The 18,074-nt window shown below is 63.9% G+C and carries 15 protein-coding genes; 9 read left to right on the forward strand and 6 right to left on the reverse strand.

All coding sequences use genetic code 11. The features are described 5' to 3' along the window. Positions 1-173: 173 nt before the first annotated feature. The 3 genes from ABD160_RS07565 to ABD160_RS07575 form a co-directional block, all read right to left on the reverse strand. Complete coding sequence (locus tag ABD160_RS07565; RefSeq protein WP_344019815.1) at positions 174-713, reverse strand: SLATT domain-containing protein; 540 nt, start codon at positions 711-713, stop codon at positions 174-176. Further along, positions 710-1,195 (reverse strand): DUF4231 domain-containing protein, encoded by a 486-nt coding sequence (locus ABD160_RS07570; protein ID WP_344019817.1) that lies wholly within the window; start codon positions 1,193-1,195, stop codon positions 710-712. The genes ABD160_RS07565 and ABD160_RS07570 overlap by 4 nt, the downstream gene beginning before the upstream one ends. Before the next feature lie 98 nt (positions 1,196-1,293). Then, the gene (locus ABD160_RS07575) at positions 1,294-1,947 is read right to left on the reverse strand and encodes a hypothetical protein (protein WP_344019844.1); all 654 of its coding nucleotides are present in this window, start codon (positions 1,945-1,947) and stop codon (positions 1,294-1,296) included. Between the two features lie 306 nt (positions 1,948-2,253). Between ABD160_RS07575 and ABD160_RS07580 the strand changes: the two genes are divergently transcribed. Beyond that, entirely contained in the window at positions 2,254-3,291 is a 1,038-nt protein-coding gene (locus ABD160_RS07580; RefSeq protein WP_344019819.1) for a toll/interleukin-1 receptor domain-containing protein, read from the forward strand. Positions 3,292-3,313: 22 nt separating this feature from the next. On the opposite strand, the gene ABD160_RS07585 is transcribed toward ABD160_RS07580, so the two are convergent. The 3 genes from ABD160_RS07585 to ABD160_RS07595 all read right to left on the reverse strand — a co-directional run bounded on the left by ABD160_RS07585 (position 3,314) and on the right by ABD160_RS07595 (position 8,176). After that, positions 3,314-4,624: a WD40 repeat domain-containing protein gene (locus ABD160_RS07585; RefSeq protein WP_344019821.1), complete on the reverse strand. Its 1,311-nt coding sequence runs from the start codon at positions 4,622-4,624 to the stop codon at positions 3,314-3,316. After that, on the reverse strand, positions 4,597-7,617 hold the full coding sequence (locus tag ABD160_RS07590; RefSeq protein ID WP_344019823.1) for an AAA family ATPase: 3,021 nt from the start codon (positions 7,615-7,617) through the stop codon (positions 4,597-4,599). Before ABD160_RS07590 ends, ABD160_RS07585 begins: the two co-directional genes overlap by 28 nt. Before the next feature lie 307 nt (positions 7,618-7,924). After that, positions 7,925-8,176 (reverse strand): hypothetical protein, encoded by a 252-nt coding sequence (locus tag ABD160_RS07595; protein WP_344019825.1) that lies wholly within the window; start codon positions 8,174-8,176, stop codon positions 7,925-7,927. A gap of 60 nt (positions 8,177-8,236) precedes the next feature. Between ABD160_RS07595 and ABD160_RS07600 the strand changes: the two genes are divergently transcribed. From ABD160_RS07600 to ABD160_RS07630, 8 genes are all read left to right on the forward strand, one after another. Further along, positions 8,237-8,497, forward strand: a complete 261-nt coding sequence (locus ABD160_RS07600) for a hypothetical protein (protein WP_344019827.1) — start codon at positions 8,237-8,239, stop codon at positions 8,495-8,497. Between the two features lie 311 nt (positions 8,498-8,808). Further along, positions 8,809-9,819: a GDP-mannose 4,6-dehydratase gene (gene gmd / locus ABD160_RS07605; RefSeq protein WP_344019829.1), complete on the forward strand. Its 1,011-nt coding sequence runs from the start codon at positions 8,809-8,811 to the stop codon at positions 9,817-9,819. Between the two features lie 167 nt (positions 9,820-9,986). Next, positions 9,987-11,498: a tyrosine-protein kinase domain-containing protein gene (locus ABD160_RS33310; protein ID WP_425563588.1), complete on the forward strand. Its 1,512-nt coding sequence runs from the start codon at positions 9,987-9,989 to the stop codon at positions 11,496-11,498. 35 nt (positions 11,499-11,533) lie between these two features. Next, positions 11,534-12,490 carry a glycosyltransferase gene (locus ABD160_RS07610; protein WP_344019831.1) on the forward strand — a complete coding sequence of 319 codons (957 nt, stop codon included), beginning with the start codon at positions 11,534-11,536 and terminating at the stop codon, positions 12,488-12,490. A gap of 152 nt (positions 12,491-12,642) precedes the next feature. Next, a complete protein-coding gene (murJ, locus tag ABD160_RS07615) occupies positions 12,643-14,193 on the forward strand; it encodes a murein biosynthesis integral membrane protein MurJ (RefSeq protein ID WP_344019832.1) in 1,551 nt (516 codons plus the stop codon). A 527-nt stretch (positions 14,194-14,720) separates the two neighbouring features. Beyond that, positions 14,721-15,656, forward strand: a complete 936-nt coding sequence (locus ABD160_RS07620; protein ID WP_344019834.1) for a hypothetical protein — start codon at positions 14,721-14,723, stop codon at positions 15,654-15,656. 124 nt (positions 15,657-15,780) lie between these two features. Further along, complete coding sequence (locus ABD160_RS07625; protein WP_344019836.1) at positions 15,781-17,010, forward strand: glycosyltransferase family 4 protein; 1,230 nt, start codon at positions 15,781-15,783, stop codon at positions 17,008-17,010. 655 nt (positions 17,011-17,665) lie between these two features. Then, entirely contained in the window at positions 17,666-18,019 is a 354-nt protein-coding gene (locus ABD160_RS07630) for a hypothetical protein (protein WP_425563589.1), read from the forward strand. Positions 18,020-18,074: the final 55 nt, after the last annotated feature.

The following is an 18,074-nucleotide window of genomic DNA, read 5'->3' on the forward strand; positions in this document are numbered from 1 at the left end:
GCAGCGAACGGCTCGTCGGAGCGGCGATAGCTGACAAAGACCGGGGGCACCCCCTCATCATCAGGGCAGTCACCGGCGGCGAGCACATTCCGGTCAGGGCATCCAGGGGACGGGCACAGTGTCCTGTCCCCGTCGGTCTACGAAGGTGGCATGCAGGCTGACACCCCGCTGGCTCACGACCGGCCCCCTGGACCACGCTCCTCCGGGGTGCGATCGCGACCGGGAGGGGGCCTGTCATCCGCGCCGGGATCCAGTGCGGGAGTCACGGGATCCGCCGACTCGACCACCAGCTGACCCCACTGCCCGTTCTCGGCACGGAGCGTCTCCTCGACCCGGTGCATCTCGGCGGCGAGCTCCGCCGGCGATCGGGCGCGGTCCCAGTCGAGCTCGACCTCCGCCAGGTTGTGCGCCACGTCGCCGTAGAGCTTCGACAGCCGGGAGAAGCCGACCAGTGCGTCGTAACCGATCACCGCGGCCGCGAGCCCGCCGAGCACCGCGGCCCCGACCGACCACCCTGCTCGGGCCGCGCCCTCGACCGCCTGGCCTGCCACTCCACAGACCCCGGCCAACATGAGCAGCACGTTCCGGACGACCACCGCCTGTCCACGTGCCCGGTCGTACTCTTCCCGGCGCCGCACGTAGTAGGCGTGCTGGTCGCGGATACGTAGCTCCCGGTACAGGTGCTGGAAGGCAACGTCGCGATCGTCGTTCACCGGGGCTCCTTGCCTGCGTCGATGGCGTTCACGGCGCGCTTCAGCTCCCGCTCCCGGTCGGGGCCTCGGTAGCGGCCGGTCCCGGAGAGGTACTCGAAATGCAGGGCACGCAGGCGCTCGGCCTTCGTCCTCGCCGTCTGGAACGCGGCGAGGGTGCCGAGCTCGCCGGCGGTCTGTCCGAGGGTCGCGAGCAACAGCGCGAGCACCGCAGCCAGGATGCCTGGCCACCTCTGGTCGGGGAACACGCCCTGCAAGGCAGCGGCCCCACTCAGGACTGCTGCACCCAGCAGGATCACCACCTGGAAGAGCCGGTGGCGGTTCTGCTCGATCAGCGCGGTGCGATCGGCCGCGGCGAAGCGCTCGCCCACCACTTCGTCGAGCACCGCGAAGTCCGCGGCCAGCGCCGGGTATGCCGCCCGCGCCTCGACGGGCACCACCGGCGTCGGCGACGGACGCACTCGCAGCTTCGGGAATCGGGTCAACAGCGCCGGCGGCCCACCCCCGCGCGGCAGCTCCGGCGGCGCTGGAGGTGCGGACCCTACGGTGACGTCGGGTCGTGGCCCGCCCCCATCCGACGAGCTCATCGGCCGGCCTCCTGCCGCTCGAGTGCCCCCGACACCGCCGCGGCGACCGCAGCCGGATCGTCGAGTGCGACGATCTCAGTGAACGGCGATGCCGCGATGGTCACCGCGTTCCGTTCGCCGCCACCGGACGTCCGGGCGTCCGCGATCGCATCAGCCGCCCGGCCGCTCCCGGCCACCACGAGCAGTGAGCGGCCGTCGGCCACGCTGCGGGTCGCGTCGTCGAACGCGATCGGGCCGCCGTTGACCAGCACCGTCACCGACGGCTCGCCCCCCGCCACCGCCCCGGCTACCTTCGCGATCCAGGACGACTCATCACCCCACTGCGTGCCCGGTACCAAGATCACGTGGGTGTGGTGGGGTTCCAGAGCGGCGGCGTCATCTTGTGCGGCCTGCCCTCCGGGCACGGTCACGGTCCCCTCCGCGGCGACACCGACCAGCAAGAAGGTCGCCCCGGCGGCGGCCCGTGCCCTGCCGATCAGCCGCATCACGCCGGAGTCGGTCCCGCCGTCGATCACGGTTGCTCCGTGTCGTTCCACTGCGGGAAGCACCCCGTCGCGTACCACGTCGGTAAGCCCGTCGGCGGCGTCATCGCTCATGCCCCCGGCGCCTCCGATCACGACCACCACCGCTCGACCGACATCGATGCCCATCCGGGTCAACGTGGCTGCGACGTCGGAGTGCTCGCTCATCCGTCCAAGGACGGGCCCACGATCCGCTACCACGCTTTCCTCCGCTGGGCTCGTGACCGCGACGACCGGGATCCGCGCTCCGATCCAGCGTATCGGTCCACGAGCGTGCTGAGAGGACGCCGACATCGGGCAGCGCCCGGCCGGGTGCGGAGAAGCCAGCACGTTCCATGAGCAAGTGGGCCCGGAGCGTAACCCCCGGAGCGTCCCGTGCGAGCGCAACGACAGGCAGACGTCAGCCCGACGTCGCACAGCCGCCGGGGGTCGGTCATGCGCATCGTCGTCTCGTACGCACGCGAGGACCGCCCGGTCGTCGACGAGATCGTGGCGACCCTGACGGCCATGGGGCACAGCATCTGGAGCGACGCCGGTGCCCACTCCGGGTCCCGATGGTGGGACGAGATCATCCGTGAGATCCAGCGATGCGACATTCTACTGGCGACGACCTCGCCCGACTCGCTCACGTCGAAGGCGTGCGCTGCGGAACGGATCTACGCGCTCCAGCTGCGCAGGCACCTGCTGCCGGTGCTCGTGCGGCCGGTCGACATGCAGCGCCTGCCATCCGACCTCGCACAGGTCAACTTCTTCGACTTCACCCAGCCGACCCCGGCCACCGCGGCCAAGCTGTTCCAGACCATCGGCCAGTTCCCGCCCGCGCCGCCTCTGCCCCATCCGCCACCGCCGCCGCCGCCGACGCCGCTGTCTTATCTCAACTCGGTCGCCGACCGGCTCGCCCACCTTCCCCCGGACGTCGACGAACAGCACCGCATCGTCACCGCGCTGAGCGACGGGCTCCGCTCGCCGGATTCGGAGGAACGAGAAGCCGCACGCGGCCTCATCCAGCACTATCTCGCCCACCCGCACCGGCTGCCCGATCCGGCCGACCGCGCACAGCGGACCCTCGCAGCGGCCGCCGCACCCGCGATGCAGCAGCCGGGTCCGTCGCCACCGCCGGCACCTCGAGGGTCGAGGATGGTCACCGCCCTGGCCTGGGTCGGCGGAGTGACGCTTGCGCTGATCCTGCTGGCGGCCTGGGCGATCTCCGGTTCCGACGAACCCGGTACCGACACCGGCAGCTCGATCGGGACCGGGGCCGGCGGGGTCATCGCTCCACCTGTGGTCAGCGCCGCGGTGTACGCCGACCTGGTGGCCCAGGGACGTCAGCCCGGCATCGTGAGCTGCGGGGCACTGTCCGTCGCGGTCGGCGCGACAACCTTCTGCACCGCGTCCGACCTGCCGGGTGGTGGTGCCACCGTGACCGTGATGGCCGTGCAGGGTGGGAACGTCACGGGATGGTCGTACAGCTGACCGCTCCCCGACATGATCGGGCTCATTCGTGATCGCGCAGTGTGCCGAGGTAGACGAAGCCGCCGTCGTCCCCACAGGCGATGAGACCGTCCTGGACAAGTACCTTCTGGCCGTTGCCGGAGAGTGGAAGCACCGCCCGTTGACTTCCGGAAGCAGCCCAGACGCGCAAGGTCTTGTCATCACCGGCCGTAGCGATCAGGCCGGTGAGGGGATCGACGGCTGCACCACGAACGGGCCCCACATGCCCGGTCAACCGCCGTCTGCGCCCGCCGGCGGCAGCAGGCCAGAGCACGACACCTCCGTCGGTCCCCGAGGACAGGAAGGGGTACCGCGCGGTCCCAGGAACGATGAGCAGCACCCCGGTCGGATGTGCTCCAGCCTGGTCGGCGGCACCGTCCCGTGTCCGCCACCGAAGTACCTCGCCGGCGTCCGTTCCGAGGGCGACCAGGCCGCCCGGGCCGAACGCGCCGCTCTGGACGACGGCACCGCCATCCCGCAGGGTGAGCCCGTGGCCGGTGGCCGGATCGACCAGCCGGACCGGCCCCGAACCGGCCCCGATCAGCACCGCGACCCCGTCCGTCGCGAGCACCGGCACGCCAGGCCCCAGCTCGACAGTCCACAGCCGAACGCCGTGCACGATGTCCCACCCGAAGCACGTTCCGTCGTCGCCTGCGGTGACCGCGATGCGCTCGCCCACCATCACACACGCTGCGGCCTCCGGGTGTGGCAGGACATGGCGACGCATCGCACGTTCTACGTCCCACACCTCGGCGGTTCCCGTGTGATCGATGACCAACACTGTGCCGAGGTCCGAGCCGACGGCGCCGTCCCGACACCAGCTTCGGCATGTGGTGAAGGCCTGCTCGGCGGGACGGGCACCGGTGGAGCCGACCCGGACCACCCCGTAGGCGTCGACGGTGAGGACACGGCGGCCGTCGACGGACAGCGCCATGGTCTGGATCATGGTGGAGAACGGCTCCGCGGGCGGGGCCCCGGTCGCGATCGCCGGATCCCACAGCCGCACCGTGCCGTCGAAGCCGGCGGAGGCCACAACGCCGCCGTCGCACGATGTCGCGACGTCGTTGACAGTGCCGGCGTGACCGGCGAGCGTCGTGACCGTCGACGACTCTGTGTCCCAGGCCTGCACGGCGCCTCCGACGAGCGCGGTGACGGCCTTGTCCAGCGCCCGGTTGCCCGCGCACGCCCAGATCCCGGTCGGCAGCGGCAGGGAACGATCGATCATGGGTTCGCCCAGCGGCCGCAAGGCGGCATCCCATCGACGGAGAGCACCGTCGCGGCCCGCGGTCAGCACGACATCGCCCGCCGCGGCCACCGCACAGCCGTAGACCGAACGCTCGTGTCCGTCCCTTCGCCGGGCGACGGGCACACGCCGTCGCCACACGCGTAGGGAGCCGTCGAGGTAGCCGGCAACGGAGACTTCGCCCCGCTCGTCGATCGCGCAGCACGCGACGTGTGGACTCTCGTCCAGCAGAGCCACGATCTCGAGGGTGTCGCGTGCGCAGAGCCGGAGACCGTCGGGGCCTGCGACCAGGGCGTACGCACCCCCGATCGCGCACGCGCGAATGTGGTTTCACCAACTCGGCCGGACTGTACGAGCGTGGCCCGCACACCGTCCCACGACCAGCGGCGCAGGGTGCCCGCCTCGTCAGCGGTGTAGAGCGCATCCCGAGCGGCGGCGCAGGCATGCACCGGCCCGGAGTGACCCGGCAGGTTTGCCAGCCAGGACCCAGTCCCTGCGTCCCACAGCGTGCCGTCCTCGTCACCTCCCGAGATCAGGACGGCCCCGTCCGGGCTCACCGCGCAACAGTGGGCCCGACCACGTTCACGCAGGATGTGCACGAGCCCAGGTGTCCGGCCGACCGGCCTGCGCAATCGCAGCCACGCCGGACCGCCCTCGGCGGCACGCCGCGCCTCCTCACGATCGAGCAGTGCTGCCACCGCGGGCGAGGATTCCCACCGCATGCGGTTGGCGAGCTGCTGCCACAGCAGCTCGGGCTGCACGGTCAGGAGATCGGCCTCGAGAGCCAACGCCCGCTGCAGGGCGGAACACACCGCCCGGTCGACCGCGTCGACGTCGGGTGGAGACGCCGCGAGGAGCTCGTTGAGACCCGCCCGGATCGCATGGACGCCGCCGTAGCGGACGACGGACCTGCCTCGGCCGTCGATGCCCAACGATCGGGCCACCAGCGACGCTGTGGCCTCGACGAAGCGGACGTCGACAAGGACCCGCGCCAGCTCGGTCCACGCCTCGGCCGCCCGGAGTTGAGCCGGCACCTGCTCAAGGGCGCGCGGCGACGCACCCCGCCAGGACCGGGTGCCGTCCGGGTCCGCGGTGCGGGCGAACAGCGCGGCCAGCTGTCGATGGCGAGCTGCGCCGACCGGTGGCTGGAGGCCATCACGCGCAGCGGCGTCCCGCAGCACTCGGTGATAGAAGTCGTGCAGAACATCGCCGTCGACGACGCGCTCCGTCAGGAACGGGGCAAGATCCGCTCGCAATTGTGCCCAGAGGACCACGGGAACCGTGGAGATGTCGGCTCGCCACCGTTCGTGGGTGCGTGCCCGCACCTCGGCCATCACCGCGGGATCCGACGAGAGCGCGGACAGGATGTCGAGTTCGGAGAGCCCGTGCCCGCTGGCCGCGAGCAACGCCAGGGCGTGGGCAACCAGAGTCGGTCCGTGCGCGGTGTCGGTGAGGCTGGCGAGGAGCATCCGGACCAGGCCGGGCAGATCCTCGGGTAGCGCCGGCGGCGCGTCGTCGGAACGCCACCGGCGGGCCTGTTCGAAGGTCAGCCGCAACCAGAGCGGGTTTCCCTGCACGGCGAACGCGTCAACGACGGCACGTTCCTGTTCCTCGGTCAGCCTGCGGCCGGCTGCCGAAAGCCAACGGCCGAGCAGGAACCTGCCCTCTTCGGCGCCGAGCCCTGCGAGCGGGATCGTCGCGGTGGACGTCCGAGCGCACAGCGCGTCTTCCGTGGGCCCGGGCAGCGTGGACACCACCACGCGCACGTGGGGCGGAAGCGGGTCGGGCAACCACACCAGTCGATGCGCTCCGTGGTCGGCGGCGAGCTGGTCGACAGCGTCGAGGAACAGCAGGATGGGGCGCGCCGCTCGTGCCTGCGCGAGCAGCTCGGCCAGCCGTCCGATCAGCTCGGGGACATCCGCCGCCTGCGGCGCGCTGATCTCGAGGCCGGCCGCGATCTCATCGACGAGGCCGCGCAGCAGGCCGTCGAGGCGGCTGGTCGCCGCCGTCGTCCCCAGCAACCGCAGGATGACGAGCGGTCCGCCGGCCGGTATCCGCTCCGCGGCCTGGTCGGCGACCGCCGCGACCAGCGCCGACTTACCGGCCCCTGCTGTCCCGACCAGCCCGATCATTCCGTGCCCGGGGGTGCGTGCGAATCGAACGAGGGCCTTGGTCTCCGCATCCCTCCCGACAAGCGGAGCGTCGGTCTCGGGCGCCCCAGCCGCACGCTGCCTGCGCGCCAGATTGTGGTGGACCTGAGTCACCGCCCTCGGGTGAGGGGTGACCCGCTCATCGTCCAGGACGGACTCGATCACTGCGGTGAACCGCGTGCGGATGGCCTCCACCAGTTCGTGCCGGTCGTCGCCCGCACGCGAGGTCAGTATCCGATCGGCCGGCAGCCGTTCGCGCAGCGCGACCTCCAGAGCATCCAAGTGGCGCGCGTCGGTGTCGTCGCGGGACACGCGCGACCGAACGACCGCGAACGCCCCGGTCGGATCATTGACGGTCAGAACTCCCTCCGCGATCTCCTGCTCGACCGCGGACCCCAGGTAGGCGAGACGTCGGTGCTGCGGCAGATGGTGCGCGACCCGCTCCAGCGCTTCCCGCAGACCCCGTTCGATTTGCGTCCAGTCGTCCTCGGCGACGTCCCGACGGGCTCGAAGCCGCCACACAGACGGCACCGCGTTCTGGTCGACCCGGTACCAGTCGTCCAGCAGATCACGTTCTGCAGGCGACACCGCACCGGCGAGGAGCGCGAACTCGGCTGCCGGGATCGCGGCCGGCGCCGGCAGCCAGCCGCGGCGGTCACCGATCAATGCGAGGAAGTTCAAGTGCGGCGACGCCTGCACACATCGGCGCACCTCCGCGAGGCACGTCGGCATCGTCTGCTGCTCCAGAACAGCCTCGGGGCTGATTCCCCACCTGAGGTCGACGGCCTGGAACGATGCACCGCGGGCCGCGCAGAACTCACCAAGCGGTTCGAACACGCCCTCCGTGAGCGCCCGCCGCTCCTGGGCCATGTCGAGGAACGAGGAGCTGACGAAGACGCGGAACAGCCGTGACATCGGCCCCTCCCGAACGGCGCTCACAGCACGTTACCAACGACACGAGCACCAGGTCGTCGCAGATGCTTGCCCTTCACCTCGAGGCCGATCGCGGGTCCCGTGGGCAGACGGCCTGGACTGAAGGGCCTGAAGCCGATGTCCGTCTCCAGGCCAGGACGCGCGAAGGCGGTCGATGACAAGGGCGCCCGCTGATTCGGTGGCGTGCCTCGTCCGAGCAATCGCCGTGGCCGGCCGGTGACAGCCGTCCGGAGCGGGGGCAACCGTGCCATCGAGGCACTCGGGTGTCACGAACCGAGGCGGGCACCGCTCAACATCCGAAGATCCCCGGCCGGTCGAACCGCACCGCCTGCTCCTTCCCGTACTGGAACCAGCAGACGGGGCGGCGCGAGCCCAGCACCCCGACCGCGTAGGAGGTGACCGACGCCGACAACACGCGGTCATCCGTCGACCGGTCGGCAGCGAACGCACGGGCCTCCCGCTCGCTCCGGAACACGACCTCCACCGCGCTCACCGAGTCCGGCTTGCTCGTGTGCACAGCGAAGACCTGATCGGTCGTCATGCGTCCCCCGCTCCAGTGGCTTTCGAATATTCGAAAGATGGTACGGCAAACACTCGACCCGTGGACCCGGAGGAGCTCGCCGAACTCGCCCGCCTCCTCGCGCGCCCGCTCGACGAGCTGTCCGACGAGGACCTGATCCGTGCGGTACGCCTCGCCGACGCCGACCGGGACGCGGCGAAGGAGCGGGTCGGCCGGTTGGTGGCCGCGCTCTACCAGCGGGAGCGCCTGTCCTGGCCGCAGCTCGGCGAACAGACGGGGATCCCGTTCGGCACCGCACACGGCCTGGCCCGGCCCTACATCCAGCGCGACGAGTCACCCTGACCGTCCCGGCACGAACGCCGGCCGCGGAAGGGAACGGGCGAGCGCCCCGCCGGCCTGAACGCCCGCGTGCACGCTCGCGGACACAAGCCTGACTGTCGGTAATCCCCAGCTTTGACGATCTGGTCCCCTGATCGCTAATGGCCCGTTCGGCCGGACCGACACGTCCGACGTGACCGCCGCAAGGACCAGCCTGCCCGCCAACCGGCAGGCATCCGAGCGACGACGACCGGCACTCGTCGCGTCGTCCGCGTGATCACTCCGCGACGACGCGACGACCCACCGCACAGGCCGCTCCCTGGGGGAACCTCCACATGACAGCTTCGATCCCGATCCCGGCCGCGTCGAAACGCGCCCTGATCACCGGTATCACCGGCCAGGACGGCTCGTACCTCGCCGAGCTACTGCTGTCCAAGGGCTACCAGGTACACGGCCTCATCCGCCGGGCGTCGACCTTCAACACCGGCCGGATCGACCACCTCTACCAGGACCCGCACGACCCCGACGCGAAGCTGTTCCTGCACTACGGCGATCTCACCGACTCCAGCCGGCTCGTCACGCTGATCGAGAAGATCCACCCCGACGAGGTCTATCACCTCGCCGCGCAGTCGCACGTGCGCGTCTCCTTCGACGAGCCCGAGTTCACCGGCAACACCACCGGCGTCGGCACCACCCGGCTGCTCGAAGCGATCCGGATGGTCGGCGTCGACTGCCGCTTCTACCAGGCCAGCAGCTCCGAGATGTTCGGCGCGACCCCACCGCCGCAGAACGAGGACACGCCCTTCTACCCCCGCTCCCCCTACGGCGCCGCCAAGGTCTACGGCTACTGGATCGCCAGGAACTACCGCGAGGGCCACGGCCTCTACGCCGTCAACGGCATCCTGTTCAACCACGAGTCCCCCCGCCGCGGCGAGACCTTCGTGACCCGCAAGATCGCCCGGGCGGCCGCCCGGATCGCGCTGGGTCTGGACAAGGACGTCTACCTCGGCAACCTCGACGCCGTCCGGGACTGGGGATACGCGCCGGAGTACGTCGAAGGCATGTGGCGGATGCTGCAGGCTGACGAGCCGACCGACTACGTACTGGCAACGGGTACGGCCTACACCGTGCGGGATTTCGCCCAGTTCTGCTTCGACCACGTCAACCTCGACTGGCAGCAGTACGTGAAGTTCGACGAGAGCTACCTGCGACCCACCGAGGTGGATGCCCTGATCGGCGACGCCACCAAAGCGGAGAGTCTTCTTGCCTGGAAGCCAAGAACGCTCGCACTCCAGCTCTCCCACGTCATGGTTGACGCCGAACTGAATCGCGCTCGAAAAGCCTAGCCAGCACGGATCACCCGATACATCAAACGTTCCTGATATCACCTCACAGCGAAGCGCACCAGCCCCCCCCCCCGGAACAACATCAAAAGCCACGGCCAGCAGCGAACTAGTCGCCGCGAAAGGAATCCGCCTCCATGTCCCACAACGAAGTTAGGCGGACACCCTAAATGCGGGACCTCAATCTCCGCCCATCCGAGGCGCATTCGCTACGCGAAACCATTGTCGGGATCGCGCAGCATTGGATCGTGATCTTGATTTCGATCGTCATCGTCGCAGCTGCGGCTTCAGTCGCCTGGCTTATTCGACCCGACCAGTACACGGCGACTGTGGAACTGTACGTCTCGGCGCATGCAGTAGACACACCCCAAGCCGCATATCAAGGAGCGCAGCTATCTGAACAGCGAGTCACCTCATATGTTGAGCTAATAACAAGCACGCGAGTGGCCACCGAAGTCGGAACCGAACTCGGCAACACTATCCCTCCTGCCGAACTTAGAGAACGAGTCTCGGCTTCTAGCGCCAACAACTCTGTAATTATCGCAATCGATGCCATCGGAGCCACACCCGAGGACGCCGTAGCACTGGCGAATGCCGTTGGAAGCGCATTTCCTCGAATTGTTGATGAGCTCGAGCGGCCATCAAGTCCCGCTGGAATTGCGCCAGTTTCCGTCAAGCTTGTAGCACCAGCCCAACTGCCGCAATCCCCGTCTACATTGAGCTTAGCGGGAACAATCTCCTTAGCCATTCTGGCAGGCCTCGTTCTCGGAGTCGTAATTGCAGCCGCAATAAATGCTGCCGACTCCAGAATCTCCTCAATACAACAACTGAGTCAGATCGTATCGGCACCACCGCTTGGAAGCGTCTCTGCGCACTCCTCTGCGGAAGCGGGGCCACTTATCACACACGATGATCCGCAATCACACCACGCAGAAGAATACCGACAGATCCGAACAGCGCTACAATACATTGATATCGACCAGCCACACAAAGTCCTTGTATTCACTAGCCCAAACCCACAGGACGGAAAGAGTACAACGGTCGCCAATATTGCGATCGTGCTCGCAGCCGCTGGGCACCGAGTCCTTCTCGTTGACGCCGACCTTCGACGGCCTCGATTGACTCATATACTTGGTCTTACCAGCGCTGTCGGCGTTACCACAATCCTATCTGGTCAAGTGCGCACGGGAAATGCGGTACAGGCATGGGGCGGCGGCCTCTTTGACGTCCTCGGGAGCGGCGCCATCCCACCCAACCCGAGTGAGCTTCTCTCATCACGCCAGATGAAGACATTGATGGACGAACTCCGTCAGAGATACGATTTCGTCTTACTCGACGCGCCACCCGTGTTGCCAGTCACGGACGCTACCGCTGCAGCAGCCCACGCCGATGGCGTAATCCTGGTCTCAAAATGTGGGTCAACCCGCGTACCGCAGATCATTGAAGCAGCCAGTCATCTACAGGCAGCATCTGCGCGAATCCTAGGAGTCATCCTCACAATGACCCAAGCCCGATCGCGAAAAAACTACCGGAGCTATACGAGCCATACAACGAACTCGCCGATAGCGCACCCGACTCCGGTCGTCAGCCACGAACATGCAGCCATAGACCGTCCAGCTACTGCGCCTAATGACAACTCGGCGACTAACCGGATTCATCGCCCCGACCGCCGCCCAATTTGAGTGCCATCACAACACCTCGCCCGAAAGGTGGGAAAATGACAGTACTGCTCGTCGCCAGCGGTGGCGGTCACCTCAAGCAACTCTATGTCCTGATGCCACGCCTGCGCCTATCCACGGAGTACGTATGGGCAGTCCCAAAGAATGAACTCAGCACTGACCTTCTGCGCGATCAGAACAAGTTTTGGCTGCGCTATAATGGCCCCAGGAACATTATCGGCATTCTTATCAATTTCATTCGGATAGCTCGTTGGACGCGTTTTGGCAAAGACCTTGACGCAATCGTAACGACCGGCGCCAACCATGGCTTAGCCGCGTACCCTATCGCCATACTACGTAGAATTCCTTTCCATTTCATTGAGACTGCAGCACGCGTCGACGGCCCTTCCCTTTCTGGCCGAATCGCACTGTTACTGCCAGGGATTCACTACTACGTACAGCATCCCGAAACGGCAACCCTGAAGCGTCCCTATGTCGGCTCGGTTTTTGAATCGTTCACCAAGTCTGTTGAGGAAGCAGGCGTGACTAACGGAGATATCACCACCCTAGTGACCGTTGGCGCGATGCAAGATGTCGGATTCCGCCGGATGATCGAGGCCTGCAAAAACGGCCTACCCGCCGGGTACGATGTATTTTGGCAGGTTGGCCCCACATTCGTTGAGGACTTAGAGATCGAGTACCAACGGTATGTTCCCGCGGGGGATCTCCAATCAATGATCGCCGCTCGCTCGGTCGTAATCATGCATGCAGGCGTCGGTTCGATCCTGAGCGCGCTCGAAGCCGGCAAAATTCCGATCATCTTTCCACGCTACGAGTCACATGAAGAACATGTCGATGACCACCAGCATCAGATCGCTCGACATCTCGATTCATTAGGCCTCGCAATCACGATCTGGGAAGGCAATAATCTCACATCGGCCCACCTCGAGCAGGTGCTTACAAGCCGCGTTCGTGTCAAGATTGAAGCTGCTCCCCCCTTGCAACTTCGTTGCTAGATTCCGATCCGCATCTACTAGAGAGACTATAGCGGTTTCGCCATCACGCTAAGCCTGAGCGATTGGAAGGAGGTAATTAAATGAATAAGGGTCTCAGCCCTGAGGGCGACAATCCTATTCGCAATGGGGCGCAGATTGCATTATGGACAATCGTGAGCCGACTCACAGGGCTCCTGCGAGTCGTCGCAATTGCTGCCGTCCTGGGCCCCACATACTTCGGCAACATCTACCAGGCGACAAACACAATTCCTAATATTGCTTTCGAAATGCTCATTGGACCGCTGTTTGTTTCACTTCTTGTTCCCACGATCGTTAATCGTACGGACTCTGGAGATGGCGATGTCGCGGCACGAATTCTTCGAGGATTCTTAGGTCTCACACTCACACTGTTCGGCATCGTCGCAATACTACTCGTTCTTGCTGGACAGCTTCTCGTGACCGCTTTGACAGTAGGCGTCACTGACACCTCAATCTCGAACGCCCAGCGTGCAGTAGCCCTACCCCTACTTGCCCTATTTATGCCGCAATTACTCCTATATGCAATAATTGGATGTTGCATTGCGGCTCAGCAATCGCGGGGCTCGTTTGCGCTCCCAGCCGCTGCACCAGCATTTGAGAATTTGACGACTATTGCCGTCATGGTTGGGTATAAATCGCTGTTCGATGGCGAGTCGGAGTTGACGAGCATTAGCGCTGGCCATCTACTGTGGCTCGGCTGCGGAACAACGGGCGCAGTCTTGGCACATGCATCCGTACAGTGGTACGGAGCTAGGCGCGTTGGCATAACCTTGTACCCGCGATGGGGCGCTTCTGATCCGGACGTGCGTGCCATACTTAAGCTTGCTTACCCTTCTCTTGGGTTCGCGGGAGCAAACGCACTCAGAACCCTTGTCATACTGATCTTCGCTGGCGGTGTGCCGGGAGGAGTCGTTGCATTCCAACTAGCGTACAACTTCTACACTCTCTCAGACGCTGTCATCGGTCGACCCATAGCTCAAGCGACGCTTCCGTCTCTAGCGAGGTCCTATGCTGCAAGAAATCTGCAGGAGTTTAGAGATATCCTGGTTAGGTCGATCCGTGTCGTACTATTTCTCACTGTTCCAATAGGGATCCTTTACATCGTGGTCCCCGATCACATTGCTCAAATCGTAAGTACTGGCGAGATGGCTAGCCCAAGCGGATTAGGGTTGATTTCTGATTCGCTAATCGGTCTCGCTATTGGCAGCGTAGCCTCAGCCGTCCTAATATTGGTGATTCATGCCTCTTACGCAAGACGTAATGCCCTTCGGCCGACAGTTGCAGTGTCGATCCGAGCTGTCACTCTTGGCTCAGTACTAGTCGCCTGGATTCTGCTCGATATCGAGCATTCAGTTTTGGCACTTGGCCTTATCACATCAGCTTCTGACATACTGGCGCTGCTGATACTGGCCGCGCCATTCTTTGGGGAACGACGTAAACCTGGCGGCTTGCGAGTCGCCACTAATCGTTGGGCGTTCTTACTAGCAGCAGGAACTGCACTCGCGGTCGGCTCCATTGCATCCTACTCACTTGACAGGCAATCAATTGCAACTGTCAGTCCGGCACACCTTGCGCTTACTCTACTGTTTGTCGCATCGTCGTATATTGCGACCCATATGTTGCTGCATTCTCACGAGATGATCTTGCTTAGCGGCTGGTTGAAGAACCGACGGAGACCCGAATGAGGCAACACATACTGCTTCGATGGCCCGCATTCAATTCTTCCGCCGCGGTGGCACTCAGCCTTACTGGATTGCTACTGGGAATCGGCACGGCGCTAGCTCCAGTGCTCGTAATCGCACTCTGTATCGCAGCGATAATTCAGATGCTTGTCTATTGGAGAGTCGAGTCAGCCGCGTACCTTTACATTGACCTCTTTCCGCTTACTGTTGGTATCGACCGGGGCGCCATATTCGCTCTCCTTCGACCGAATGAAGTAATCCTGGTCCTACTCTGGATCTGCGTGATAGTGTCAGCACTAATTCGGCGACGCAGCTTACTCCCAGTCGGTGGGATTAAGGTCCCAGATGTCTTGCTCGTCATTCTTGCCACAACCACATCGCTGTATAGCCTGTTGACAATGTGGGCTCGGGGCTTACCGATAGCGTCCGACGACTACGTCTACGCAATGTCGCTGTGGAAGCTCTTAGCTGTCTATCTGCTGCTTCGCACAACTCTTCGATCAGTCCGGAGTATCCGGCAGAGTATTCAGGTGCTCGTTTACTCGACAAGTATAGTTGTAACTATTGGCCTGCTCCAGGTTTCGGGGATCAATTTGATCGTTTCCGCTCTTTCTGCTGTCTGGTCCGATGCGGATGAATACTCCGATGGCGCGTCCAGCCTGAGGGCGTCATCCACGCTGGGAGCGCCGATACCGTTCGCCGACTTTATGGCCATTAGCTCAGTGCTACTGTTTGGGCTGGCAAGCATTGCACGTATTCGTCACCATCGACGACTACTTCGAATACTGGCGATACTGTGCGCGCTGGGCTGCTTTGCTTCAGGCCAAGCATCGGGTGTGCTTGCACTTATCATCTGTTTTGCAGCCTTCGGTCTTGCTCGCGGCCGTCCGATCCAGTACTTGTCTATCGTCGCTGGGATTAGCCTGGCCAGCGTTCTGCTCTTGCGCTCGGTGGTTGGCGCTCGAGTCGATCAAATTGACCAGAGGACTGGTTTACCTGCGGCGTGGACCGGTACGAATGGACGGCTTGCCAATCTACAGAACCTAGTTTTGCCTGAGCTGACAAGCGGATGGAACTGGCTGCTTGGAGTGCGGACATCTGCTCGGATAGTCGCCCCAGAGCCATGGCGCGAGTGGATCTACATCGAAAGCGGTTATGCGTGGCTTGTTTGGGTAGGCGGAGTTCCGGCGCTAATTGCGTTCATCGCGTTCCTTGTTTCGGCTGCACTGGCTGCATATAGAGTTCGCGCCTATTCGGAAGATCTGTCCGCGATAATTGGCGCTACGGGCATCGCGATTGTTTCGCTGCTAGCAATACTGATGGTACTCGATCCACACTTAACTTATCGAGGCTCGTCAGATCTCATAGTCTCAGTATTGTCGCTATGCGTTGGCGGGCAATCGCTATTTTCAAGAGGAGGAGCTGATTCCATTTTTGGGGCTAACAGACGTGCGCATCAGGAGTAACACGGATCGCTTCTTGCAGATACAAGGATGACACATCTGCGAGATTCTCTTCGGCCTCCTAGTGTGCACATCTCGCCCGACCCATTTTCCCAGCTCCCATATCGCTGACGTAAGGAGCTATTCCGTGGATAGAACGCTGAATGTCCTGATTTTAGGTATCAACTACGCACCCGAGCCCACTGGTATTGCGCCGTATACGACTGGCCTAGCTCGCTTTCTCTCGGAAGCCGGGCACTCCGTTCAGGTAGTTACGAGCTACCCTCATTATCCGAGTTGGGAGATAAGTGAGGGCTACACCGGACTCCGGACTAGCGAGATCATCGATGGTATTCCGGTGACTCGAATTCGGCATCCTATACCGAAGAATCCCGCGGGCATTTCAAGGATTTTTGCAGAAGCGGTGTTCGGCCTTCATTCAACATCGGTTCGTGTCACGGCTCCGGATGTTGTTGTTGCAACCAGTCCGGCCCTACTGACGGTTGCGGCCGCGCTAACTCGGCGACGAAAGCACCGAACTGCGGTCGGGGTTATTGTGCAAGATCTGTACAGCCGGGCAGTAACTGAGACGGGGTTGCTAGGTGGCCGATCCGCTCGGGCAGTGGCCGCGCTCGAGCTTGCCCTTCTATCGAGAGTAGATGGCATCTCGGTGATTCACGATTCATTCCAAGCATCACTGACTGCGATGGGCATCGACCCGGACCGAATTGAGGTAGTTCGAAACTGGTCTCACATCAGTCTAGACTCATCCGACCCCGATGGTGTTCGCGACCGTCTGAACTGGTCCGCAGGTGAGATAATTGCGCTGCATGCAGGTAACATGGGCCTCAAGCAGGGTTTAGATAATATCGTCGAAGCGGCCAGATGTGCAGATCAAATCGACGCTCCTGTCCGATTTGTACTATTGGGTGATGGCAGTCAACGCTCGAGACTCGAAAGACTAGGAAGAGGAATCAGGAGTCTTCAATTCTTAGACCCGGTGCCAGCGGATCATTTTCCGTCGATCCTGGCAGCTTCTGATGTGCTGCTTCTGAATGAGCTCCCTGGAGTTGCAGACATGTGCGTCCCGAGCAAATTGACCTCGTATTTCGCAGCAGGCCGGCCCACCCTGGCTGCGACTGGACCAAGCGGCGCCGCCGCCTTTGAGCTCGCAGCAGCGCAAGCGGGCTATCGCGTAGATCCGGGTGATCCTTTAACGCTGTTGGAAGCCGTACTGGCGTTGGCCCGCGACGGAGAAGCGTCCGCGGAAGCTGGTCGACGCGGCCAGAGATACGTTCAGAATGTGCTTTCCGAGCGCAGTGCGAGATCTTCCTACATCAAGTGGATCGAACAACTGGCGACATCGCGTCGGCTATGACTGAATCTCTTCAGTTGTCGGTATCAGGTTTCGATTTGATGCGGGCTTCGGGAGTGCGCGCGACTCGAATCCAGGCCCTCGCGGCACCGTCGCCGGCGCTTGCGGGCTACATTGAGATGTGTCAATGACTGTCAGTTGGTGATTGAGCGATTCCTTACCTGGTGATCATGAGGTTGGCGGCCGCGGCGTGGTGTCGCTGAAGTAGGCGAATGCTCCTGGTAGGAGGCGATCGCCTAGATCAACCCGCACCAACCTGGAGCTTCAGGGTGCTTGCTACCTGTCGTCGATACCTGTGTACAACCGCGCCCTGCAGATCCTCGCCGATGCGGTCCGCCACCGCCGAACCGTGATGCGGACCCGACGGCGCAGACCCACTCCAGGCGAACAGGCGTTGCTGAGGCTGGCGCATCTGAACATGGGCTAGACCTACACCGCCCTGGCCGCCGGATTCAGTGTCGGCACCACCACGGTGTTCCCTTACGTTCGCGGCGGTGTCGACCTCGTCGCACAATTGCACCGACCCTGGACCAGGTGCTGGACGTCGCCCGCCGCAAGGCGTACGTGATCCTCGACGGCACCCTGCTGGCGATCGACCGGGGTCGTGTGGGACCGGGTACGACCGAGCGTTCTAACCCGGTGGACACAGCGCCACAGCTTGAACGCGCAGGTCCTCGCCGGCCACGCAGGCAGGCTGATCTTGGCCGCACCAGCCCTTCCGAGCGTCCGCCACGACGTGGGCGCTACCCGCGAACACCAGATCATCGACGCCCTGAACACCGCAGGCATCTCGACGGTCACCGACACCTCCTACCAAGGCGGCGGTCCGTCGATCCGGGTTTCGCAGCTCGGTCGCCGGCTCAACCCCGACATCGGCCGCTACCTGCGGCTGTCGCGAGCGCAGAAGCAGTTCAACTCCGCGCAAGACCGCCAGCGCTGCCCCGGGGAACGAACAAACGCCCATCGCAAGAGCTGGCAGTCCTCCGCAAGATCCCCAGCTGCTCTGAAGTGACCCCCGCTGGCCGGACACCTCCAGACTTGGCAGTAGCCAGGGAGGAGGACGCGCG

It is taken from the genome of Pseudonocardia kongjuensis (assembly GCF_039526905.1).
Lineage (GTDB): Bacteria > Actinomycetota > Actinomycetes > Mycobacteriales > Pseudonocardiaceae > Pseudonocardia > Pseudonocardia kongjuensis.

Bases quoted from the DNA above. Each gene is read 5' to 3' on its own strand.
- ABD160_RS33310 (WP_425563588.1), top strand. From the start codon at position 9,987: ATGCGGGACCTCAATCTCCGCCCATCCGAGGCGCATTCGCTACGCGAA.
- ABD160_RS07575 (WP_344019844.1), bottom strand. From the start codon at position 1,947: ATGGGCATCGATGTCGGTCGAGCGGTGGTGGTCGTGATCGGAGGCGCC.
- ABD160_RS07595 (WP_344019825.1), bottom strand. From the start codon at position 8,176: ATGACGACCGATCAGGTCTTCGCTGTGCACACGAGCAAGCCGGACTCG.
- ABD160_RS07590 (WP_344019823.1), bottom strand. From the start codon at position 7,617: ATGTCACGGCTGTTCCGCGTCTTCGTCAGCTCCTCGTTCCTCGACATG.
- ABD160_RS07610 (WP_344019831.1), top strand. From the start codon at position 11,534: ATGACAGTACTGCTCGTCGCCAGCGGTGGCGGTCACCTCAAGCAACTC.
- ABD160_RS07580 (WP_344019819.1), top strand. From the start codon at position 2,254: ATGCGCATCGTCGTCTCGTACGCACGCGAGGACCGCCCGGTCGTCGAC.
- gmd (WP_344019829.1), top strand. From the start codon at position 8,809: ATGACAGCTTCGATCCCGATCCCGGCCGCGTCGAAACGCGCCCTGATC.